At 71.8% G+C, this 8,586-nt stretch carries 11 protein-coding genes and 1 pseudogene; 8 read left to right on the forward strand and 4 right to left on the reverse strand.

Annotated features, from left to right (window positions below):
• The first annotated feature begins 157 nt into the window (after window positions 1-157).
• The 6 genes from HNQ09_RS18540 to HNQ09_RS18565 all read left to right on the forward strand — a co-directional run bounded on the left by HNQ09_RS18540 (window position 158) and on the right by HNQ09_RS18565 (window position 3,804).
• Window positions 158-412, forward strand: a complete 255-nt coding sequence (locus tag HNQ09_RS18540) for an acyl-CoA-binding protein (RefSeq protein ID WP_184032036.1) — start codon at window positions 158-160, stop codon at window positions 410-412.
• Window positions 413-611: 199 nt separating this feature from the next.
• On the forward strand, window positions 612-1,397 hold the full coding sequence (locus HNQ09_RS18545; protein WP_184032037.1) for an ImmA/IrrE family metallo-endopeptidase: 786 nt from the start codon (window positions 612-614) through the stop codon (window positions 1,395-1,397).
• Window positions 1,387-2,316 (forward strand): dihydropteroate synthase, encoded by a 930-nt coding sequence (gene folP, locus HNQ09_RS18550; RefSeq protein WP_184032038.1) that lies wholly within the window; start codon window positions 1,387-1,389, stop codon window positions 2,314-2,316. The genes HNQ09_RS18545 and folP overlap by 11 nt, the downstream gene beginning before the upstream one ends.
• A 68-nt stretch (window positions 2,317-2,384) precedes the next feature.
• Complete coding sequence (gene folB / locus HNQ09_RS18555; protein WP_184032039.1) at window positions 2,385-2,759, forward strand: dihydroneopterin aldolase; 375 nt, start codon at window positions 2,385-2,387, stop codon at window positions 2,757-2,759.
• Window positions 2,756-3,247 carry a 2-amino-4-hydroxy-6-hydroxymethyldihydropteridine diphosphokinase gene (gene folK, locus HNQ09_RS18560; RefSeq protein ID WP_184032040.1) on the forward strand — a complete coding sequence of 164 codons (492 nt, stop codon included), beginning with the start codon at window positions 2,756-2,758 and terminating at the stop codon, window positions 3,245-3,247. The genes folB and folK overlap by 4 nt, the downstream gene beginning before the upstream one ends.
• 89 nt (window positions 3,248-3,336) lie before the next feature.
• Entirely contained in the window at window positions 3,337-3,804 is a 468-nt protein-coding gene (locus HNQ09_RS18565; RefSeq protein WP_246363495.1) for a hypothetical protein, read from the forward strand.
• Window positions 3,805-3,874: 70 nt separating this feature from the next.
• Here HNQ09_RS18565 and HNQ09_RS18570 read toward each other — a convergent pair whose 3' ends face one another.
• Window positions 3,875-4,189, reverse strand: coding sequence for a hypothetical protein (locus HNQ09_RS18570; RefSeq protein ID WP_184032044.1), 315 nt, complete (start codon window positions 4,187-4,189; stop codon window positions 3,875-3,877).
• A 36-nt stretch (window positions 4,190-4,225) separates the two neighbouring features.
• On the opposite strand from HNQ09_RS18570, the gene HNQ09_RS18575 reads away from it, so the two are divergent.
• On the forward strand, window positions 4,226-4,483 hold the full coding sequence (locus HNQ09_RS18575; protein WP_184032046.1) for a hypothetical protein: 258 nt from the start codon (window positions 4,226-4,228) through the stop codon (window positions 4,481-4,483).
• 17 nt (window positions 4,484-4,500) lie between these two features.
• On the opposite strand, the gene HNQ09_RS18580 is transcribed toward HNQ09_RS18575, so the two are convergent.
• From HNQ09_RS18580 to pnp, 3 genes are read right to left on the reverse strand one after another with little or no spacing between them, the layout of a single operon-like run.
• Entirely contained in the window at window positions 4,501-4,899 is a 399-nt protein-coding gene (locus HNQ09_RS18580) for a VOC family protein (RefSeq protein WP_184032048.1), read from the reverse strand.
• On the reverse strand, window positions 4,886-5,827 hold the full coding sequence (locus HNQ09_RS18585; RefSeq protein ID WP_184032050.1) for a helix-turn-helix transcriptional regulator: 942 nt from the start codon (window positions 5,825-5,827) through the stop codon (window positions 4,886-4,888). The genes HNQ09_RS18580 and HNQ09_RS18585 overlap by 14 nt, the downstream gene beginning before the upstream one ends.
• Window positions 5,824-7,998, reverse strand: a complete 2,175-nt coding sequence (gene pnp / locus HNQ09_RS18590; RefSeq protein WP_184032052.1) for a polyribonucleotide nucleotidyltransferase — start codon at window positions 7,996-7,998, stop codon at window positions 5,824-5,826. Before pnp ends, HNQ09_RS18585 begins: the two co-directional genes overlap by 4 nt.
• Before the next feature lie 80 nt (window positions 7,999-8,078).
• Between pnp and HNQ09_RS18595 the strand changes: the two are divergent.
• Window positions 8,079-8,435: pseudogene (locus HNQ09_RS18595) on the forward strand (hypothetical protein); the annotation flags it as partial.
• Between the last annotated feature and the right edge of the window lie 151 nt (window positions 8,436-8,586).

An 8,586-nucleotide genomic window follows, 5' to 3' on the forward strand; every position in this document is an offset into this window, starting at 1 on the left:
CTACTCGCTCCGCACTTCTTCCCATCGCCGCTTCTGCGGCCCTGCACGCATCTGCCCTGCACCCCCCACCTCCGTGGGGGGTGCGCGCTTTGTTGTCTGCGGGGACCCACGCAAGTAGAAGCTGTGAAAACCTGTGCTGGCGCGTAGAATCGGGGGTATGTCGCAGACCTTCGAGCAGGCCCAGCAAGACGTGCAGGCGCTCTCCAGCAAACCGGGCAACGATGTGTTGCTCAAGCTGTATGCCCTCTACAAGCAGGGAACGGCAGGTGACGTGACGGGAGCGCGTCCGGGCGGATTCGATTTTGTGGGAGGGGCCAAGTACGACGCCTGGGCCGCGCTGCGGGGCCAGAGTCAGCAGGAGGCGCAGCGTGAATACGTCGCGCTGGTCGAGACGCTCAAGGCGCGCGGCTGAGCAGGCGGTCGAGGGCGGGGCGGGGCGGGGCGGCGGCGTGGAGGGAGTTTTGCTCTCCCTGCGCCGCCGCCCCGCTGCTGGGAAGTGGTCTGCGGGGTAAGCTGCGGGGGTGACCCAGGGCCGCCTCCCACCGGATCAGAGCACTGCTGAGAATGCCTCGCCGCCTGGGCCGGATGGGCTGGCGGCGGCGAAGGTGAGGATGCGGGAGCTGGCCGCAGCCTACGCGCGGGCCTTGCCGGGGCTGGACACCCACAGCCTGCTGAGCGGCCTGGACGCCACCCTCAGTTTTCTCCCGATGGGCGAGCGGGACGGCGCCTACGATCCCGAGCACCGGGTCGTGCTGATCAACAGCCGGGTGCGCCCCGAGCGCCAGCGCTTTACCCTCGCGCACGAGATCAGCCACGCCCTGCTGCTGGAGGACGACGACCTGCTCAGCGACCTGCACGACGCCTACGAGGGCGACCGTCTGGAACAGGTGATCGAGACGCTGTGTAACGTGGGCGCCGCCGCGATCCTGATGCCGGAGGCGCTGATCGACGAGGTGCTGGCCCGCTTCGGTCCCAGTGGGCGCGCGCTGGCCGAGCTTGCCCGCCGGGCCGACGTGAGCGCGAGCAGCGCCCTGTATGCCCTGGCGGAGCGCACCCGCGCGCCCGTGCTGTACGCGGTCTGCGCCGTGGCGCGCCCGGACGCCGACCCTGACGACGACGCCCCGGCGGGCAAGCGGCTGACCGTCCGCGCCAGCAGCGGCGCTCCCGGGGTGAAGTACAGCCTGCGCCCCGGTACGCCCATTCCCGACGACCATCCGGTGGCGGTGGCGCTGGCGACCCGGCTGCCGCTGGCACAGGAAAGCTACGTGCCCTTCCGCTCGGGTCGGCGGATGCCTGCCTACGTGGACGTCTTTCCCGAGCGGCAGCGCGCGCTGGTGAGCTTTGCGCTGATCTCCCGAGCGGGCAAGGGGGCGGAGGCGGACACGGATGCCTCCTGAGCGGGGGCGGGCCGTGCCCTGGCCGCAGCGCAGGCACTCGCTGCTGTTCGGCTTCGCGGTGCCCGGGGGCGAGCGCACGCCGCAGGGCTGGCGGGTCAGCTGGTCCGGCTGCGCGGTGATGGGCGTCCTGAACGTCACCCCCGACAGCTTCAGCGACGGGGGCCAGCACGCCTCGCTGGAAGCCGCCGTCGTCCGGGCCAGGGCGATGCGGGACGCCGGGGTGCTCCTGATCGATGTGGGGGGCGAGAGCACCCGTCCGGGTTCAGAGCCGGTGCCTGCGGAGGTGGAACTGGACCGGGTGTTGCCGGTGGTGCGGGCGCTGGCGGGCGAGGGGGGCGTCTTGCTCAGCGTGGACACCATGAAGCCCGAGGTGGCCCGCGAAGCTCTTGCGGCAGGAGCGCACCTGATCAACGACGTGACCGGCCTGGGGGACCCCGCCATGACCTGGGTGTGCGCGGCGGCGGGCGCCCCCGCCTGCGTGATGCATATGCAGGGCGAGCCGCGCACCATGCAGCGCGCGCCCCACTACGCGGACGTGGTGGCCGAGGTCGGCGCTTTTCTGCGCGGGCGGGGGGACGCGGCGCTGGCCGCCGGGGTGCCTTCGGTGCTGCTCGACCCGGGGCTGGGCTTTGGCAAGACGGTGGCGCACAACCTCGCGCTGCTGCGGGCGCTGCCGGAATTCACCGCCGGGCGGCAGCCGCTGCTGGTGGGGGCCAGCCGCAAGGGCCTGATCGACCGGGTGGCCGGGGCGCCGCAAGCCGCCGGGCGTGATCCGGGCACGCTGGCGCTGCACCTGCACGCGGCCCGCCACGGCGCGGCGCTGGTGCGCGCCCACGCCGCCGCCGAGCATGTCCAGGCCCTGCGGGTGCAAGCGGCGCTGGACGACCCGGATTTCTCCCCGGGTGCCCAGGCCCCCTGATCCGGGGCTGCGGGAGGCGGGGGCGGGCATTTTCTCCTGTCCGGGAGGCGTGCTCTACAATCCCCGGCATGAGCCGCGTCGTCCTGGAGGGTCTGGAGTTTCACGCCCGGCACGGCGTGTACGAGACGGAAGCGGCGCTGGGGGCGCGCTTCGTGATTGACGCCGAGCTGCACTGGGCCTTTGCGGGCATTCCCGACGAGCTGGGGGCCGCCGTGAACTACGCCGCCGCCTACGCCGCCATCCGCGAGGAGGTGACAGGCGAGCGCCACCAACTGATCGAGGTGCTGACCGACCGCATCGCCCGCCGTCTGCTGCGCGACCACCCCCGGCTGGAGGCCGTGACCGTGCGCGTCCACAAACCCTTCGCGCCGTTGCCGGGCGTCTTCCGCGACGTGTATGCCGAACTGACCCTGCGGCAGGGCGAGCTGGAGTCTGGCGGGTGAGCGAGGTCGCCTTCGTCGCCCTGGGGGCCAACCTGGGCGACGCGCTGGGGGCGCTGCGCCGGGCCAGGGAAGACCTCGCCGCGCTGGGCACCCTGACAGGGGTCAGCGCCCTGTACCGCACGGCGCCGCTGGGCGGTCCCCCCGGTCAGCCCGACTACCTCAACGCGGCCGTGCGGCTGGAGACGGCGCTGGCTGCGGGCGACCTGCTGGTCGCCCTGCACGCCGCCGAGGCCCGCGCCGGGCGGGTGCGGCGCGCGCGCTGGGGCGCGCGCACCCTCGACCTCGACCTGCTGCTGTACGGCGCGCGGGTGTCCCCGGACCCCCGGCTGACCCTCCCGCATCCGCGCGCCTGGGACCGGGCCTTCGTGCTCGCGCCGCTGGCCGACCTCGACCCCGGCTTGCCGCACCCCCAGACCGGGGAAACGGTCGCCGAAGCTTTGCAGCGCGTCGGCCTGGGCGGGGTCACGCGGGCCTCGGCAGCGTGGTGAGCACGCAGGGAGAAATGCACAGGGGAGACACGAACTGAACGTTTGGAGGCCATTCCCCGGCGCCTGCCCACGCTATGCTGCGGCCTGACATGAGCGAGCTGACTTCCTCCAAACGTCACGGCAACCTGGGCCGCACCCTGCTGTGGGTCGCCATCGTGCTCAGCGTGCTGCTGCTGGGCGTTGTCACGGCCCTGACCATCCGGGCCAATCCCTACTACAGCGACCGCGAGGCCAACGGCATCAGCAAGTTCGCCTTCTTGGAAAACTGCAAGGAGGAGCTGGCCGGGGCCGAGCAGCTCGAGGTCCTGCGCGGGGTCCTCCAGCAGGGCGGGCAGCTTCAGCCGGGCCAGACCCTGCTGGCCGAGATCGCCGCCGAACCCGCCGACCTCGTGAACAACACCCAGACGGTGCCGGGCGGCGGCTGGACCCTCACCGCGCCCGCCGACATCCGCATCCAGGGCCAGAATGCCGTGCTGGGGCAGTTGCCCATGCAGTGCGCCCACAACAAGGCGCAAAACAGCACGGTCGCGCAGCTTCAGCTGCCCGGCGGTCCCTGAGGCCAGCCGAAACGCCGAACGCCGCCCGCGTGAGTTGGGCGGCGTTTTCCCTGGCTACTGATCGGCGGTCCTACAGCACCACGTCCAGCCCACTGAGACATTCTTCCGCGATGGCGCGGGCCAGCGGATCGCGGGTCGAGCGGGCGTAGCTGACCCCCAGGTGCAGGTGTTCCTGCCCGGCCTCGGCCCCCACCAGCGCCAGCGTCTGGTAAAAGGCGAGGTGGGTGTGGGCCAGCAGCACGTCGCGGGTGCGCTCGGGCGGCAGCGCGCGCAGGATGCCCAGCGCTTCCCCGTAGGCGTCGAGCGCCCGCTCCTGGTCGCCCTCGACCGCCCACTCGCGCCCCAGTTGCAGATTGCGGGCGGCGGTCAGGTAGGCGGGGCGCATGCCGAGGATTGTACCGCCAGCCGCTATGCTGCGGCCATGCTGGGCGAAGCGGAACTGGGCTGGCTGGGCGCTCTGCTGCTGATCCTCGCCGGATATGGCTGGGGCATCCGCGTCTCGGCCCACCGCTCGCCGCTATCGCTGGCCTGGATGCTGGTCCTGACGTTGGGGGCGAGCGTGCTGGGGCTGGCCCTGACGATAGAAGCGTTTCTGGACCATCAGGACGGCCCGCTGGTGACGGGTGCGGTGGGGGCGCTGGGGGCGGCGGCGCTGGCGGTGTTCACGGCGCGGGAATAGGGAAGGGAGCAGGACGCTTACCGGGGCCGGTTGTGTCCACGCTCTCCCTGGGAGAACTCCACCCGGAAGCCGTCGGGGTCGCGCAGGACCATCACCCGTTCCCAGGGGCGGTCGTGAGGAGGTTTTTCCACGGCGATCTCCGACGCCTGCATCCAGGCGTACAGCCCGTCCAGGTCCTCGGTGCTCAGCTCCACATGAATGCCGTCGCGGACCCTGGGTGCGTCCTCGCCCTTGCGCCGCTGGAGGCCGACCGTGCCGCCGCCGATCCGCAGGAGGGCAAAGCCCTGGCCGGAGGGGTCAGTCAGCTCGACCGTGAAGCCCAGACGGGTGTAAAAGGCGACCGAGGCCGGGACGTTGGCGACGGGCAGGCTCAGGCCGTCCATGCGGACGGGGGCGGGCGACTCAGGGTTCGTCATGCCGGGAGGATGCGCCCCGGAGCCACTCACGGTCTACCAGAATCCGGCTGTCCTGGCGGAACTGAAGGGGCGAGACGCCCACCCGCTGCCGGAACACCTGCGCGAAGTGGCTCTGGCTGGAAAAGCCCAGGCCCAGCGCCAGTTGCGCCAGCAGCTCTTCGCCGCCCAGAAGCGCCTTGGCCCGCCGCACGCGGGCGTCCAGCAAGTAGGCGTGCGGGCTGAAGCCGGTGGCCCGGCGAAAGACCCGCGCGAAGTGCGACGCGCTCAGGCCCGCCCCGTCGGCCAGGGAGGTCAGCGTGAAGGGGAGGCCGGGACTGCGCTCCATCTGCTCGCGGGCCGCCGCGACGGCGGCGGGCGAGGGTGGCGGGGCCAGGCGCTCCTCGACCCGGCCCCCGGCGCTCCGGAAGAGCAGTGCCAGCAGCGCCCACAGGTGCGTTTCCAGGGCCAGGGCACCCAGACCGGGCGCGTGGCCCGCGAGGCGGTGGAGGCGCAGGGTGGCCTGGGCCAGCGCCGGGTCCGGCAGCACGACCGGGAAGCGCGGGAGACGGCTGCCCCGCGGCCCGAGGGCCTGCCAGACCTCATGCACGGCGCTGGCGTGAATGCGCACGCTGTAGAACACGCCCGCCCCCCCCGCCTGCACCCGGGTGCGGTGCAGCTCTCCGGGCAAGACCACGCTGACGGCAGCGGGCGGCACGTTGAACGACCGACCGCCCACCTCCAGCGTGCGCGGGTGCAGCGGCGAGAGGCTCAGCTCCAAGTCCTCATGGAAGTGCGCGGGCGCGTCGTAGGCCCCCTGCTGCGCCCAGACCAGTTCCAGCTGCGCGGAGCCGCCCGGACGCCAGACCCGCAAGAAGGGCCGGGGCGTGAGCAAGACGCTGCCGGAGAGGCCGCCTTCAGGTGGACGCGGCCCCTCGGGGGTCGTGCTCAATCCCGCCGGGGCGGGCGCGGTCCACGGTCCCGGTCGCCGCCGCCCGCGCGGGCCGACCGGGCCTCGCGCGGGGCGATCTTGCCCTCCAGTTCGGGGCGAATCAGGTCGATCTTGCCCCGGTCGTCCACGTTGGCGATCTTCACCCGCAGGGTGTCGCCCACGTTCAGCACGTCCTCGACGGCTTGAATGCGCTCCTCGGACATCTGCGAGATGTGCAGCATCCCGTCCTGGCCCGGAAAGAGGTTGACAAAGGCGCCGAAGGGAGCCGTCTTGACGACCGTGCCCTCGTACTCCTCCCCGACGCGGGCCGTCTTGGTCAGGCCCTCGATGCGGGCGCGGACTGCCTCGGCGGCGGCGCCGTCGGCGGAAAAGATCCGGACCGAGCCGTCCTCCTCGACCGTGATCTGCGCGCCCATCGCTTCCAGTTCGCGAATCTGCTTGCCGCCGGGGCCGATCACCTTGCCGATCAGCTCGGGGTTGATCTTGAGCGACACGATGCGCGGCGCGGTGGGCGACAGCTCGGGCCGGGGCGCGGGCAGCACCTCGGCCATCTTGCCCAGGATATGCAGCCGCGCCTCACGGGCCTGGTCGAGCGCCTCGCGCATGATCGCCGGGGTGATGCCGCCGACCTTGATGTCCATCTGAAGGGCCGTGACGCCCTCGGCGGTGCCGCAGACTTTGAAGTCCATGTCCCCCAGCGCGTCTTCCAGCCCCAGGATGTCGGTCAGGATGCGGTACTTCTCGCCCTCCATCACCAGCCCCATCGCCACGCCCGCGACCGGGGCCTGGAGCGGCACGCCCGCGTCCATCAGCGCCAGGGACCCGGCGCACACGGTCGCCATGCTCGAAGACCCGTTGGACTCCAGCACTTCTCCCACCACGCGCAGCACGTAGGGGAATTCCTCGAAGGAGGGCAGCACCGCGCGAATCGCCCGCTTGGCGAGGTGCCCGTGCCCGACCTCGCGGCGCGACTGCCCGCCCATGCGCTTGACCTCGCCGGTCGAGTAGGGCGGGAAGTTGTAGTGCAGCAGGAACTTGTCGCCTTCCTCGGTGGTCAGGTCGTCCACCAGCAGCTCGTCGCGCTCGGTGCCCAGGGTGGCGACCCCCAGCACCTGCGTCTCGCCGCGCGTGAAAATCGCGCTGCCGTGCGCGCGGGGCAGCGCCCGGGCCTCGATCCAGATGGGCCGCACGGTCCTGGAATTGCGGCCGTCGGCGCGCAGGTCCTCCTCGACGATCAAGCGGCGCAGCTCCTGCTTCTCGACCTTGCCGAAGGCGGCCTTGAGGGCCACGATGCGCTCCTCGGCGCCCTCGATCTCGCCTTCCGGCACGCGGTCTTGAATCAGGCGGTCACGCAGCGCCTTGAGGTTGGCGCCGCGCTCCTTTTTGCGGAGGGTCAGCAGCGCGTCGCGCAGTCCCGCCGAGCGGGCGGCCTCAGCCAGCTCCGGCACCAGATCGGGGGCAAGGTCGCCCTCGGCCAGGATGTTGAACTTCTCCTGCCCCAGTTCGGCGCGCATGGTCTCGATCAGGGTCAGCACGCCCTGCATCCCGGCGTGGGCGAACTCGATGGCGCCCACCAGCGTCTCCTCGTCCACGACCTGCGCGCCCGCCTCGACCATCATCACGGCGTCCCTGGTTCCGGCCACCACCAGGTCTAGGCTCGACCGCGTGAGCTGCTCGGTGGTGGGGTTCAGGACGTACTCCCCGTCCAGCATCCCCACCCGCACGCAGGCGGTCGGCCCGCCCCAGGGAATATCGCTGATGCTCAGGGCCGCCGAGGCGCCGATGGGTCCCAGCACGTCGGGCAGGTTCTGCTGGTCGGCGGACAAAACCGTGATGATGACCTGCGTCTCGTGGCGGTAGCCTTTGGGAAAGAGGGGCCGGATCTGGCGGTCGGTGATGCGCGCCGAGAGAATCGCGCGCTCGCCGGGGCGGCCCTCGCGGCGGTGAAACGATCCCGGAATCTTGCCCACCGCGTAGTGGCGTTCCTCGAACTCGACGGTCAGCGGCAGGAAATCGAGGGTGCTCTTCTCGGCGCGCGCCTGGGCCGTCACCAGCAGCATGGTGTCGCCGTAACGCAGGGTGACGCTGCCGCTGACGAGTTTCGCCAGGCGGCCGGTCTCGATGCTCAGTTCGCGGTCGCCGAGCATCGTGGTGTAGGTCTTTCCGATCATGGAGGCAAGTCTATCCCGCGCCGCCGGGCGACGACCGGATGGTGGGTCGCGGTCGGCTCCGGACGTGTCAGGGTGGAGGCATGCCCGCCCCCGCCGCTCCCTTTCCCGCTGCCTACTCCACCCTCTCGGCGCAGGCCCTGGCCGCCTGGGTGCAGGCGCGGTACGCCTGCACCGGCCCCGTCACCTGCACCCTGCTGCGGCGTGGGCTGAACGACACCTACCGGGTCACTGGGCTGGCCACTGGGCTGGCGGGTCAAGGCCGCGCGGTGCTGCGGGTCTACCGCTCGGCGTGGCGCTCGCCGGGGGAGGTAGAGTGGAAACTCGGCCTCCTGCGGCATCTGGCGGGGGCGGGGTGTGCTGTCTCGGCGCCATGCCCGCAGCTCGGCGGCGCCCAGTGGGAGGTGCTGGAGGCCGTGGAGGGACCACGGGTCGCCGCCCTGTTCGAGTGGGTGGAGGGCCGCTGGCTGGAGGCGGTGCCGGGGGACGCGGCGGCCTCTCTAGGGGTCAAAAGTGGCAAGGCAATCGGGGAAGGCCCTTCCAGTGCTGCGTTTCGAGTTGCTGAGCACGGCACGAAGGGCATCAAGGCCG

Source organism: Deinococcus budaensis (assembly GCF_014201885.1).
Classification (GTDB): domain Bacteria; phylum Deinococcota; class Deinococci; order Deinococcales; family Deinococcaceae; genus Deinococcus; species Deinococcus budaensis.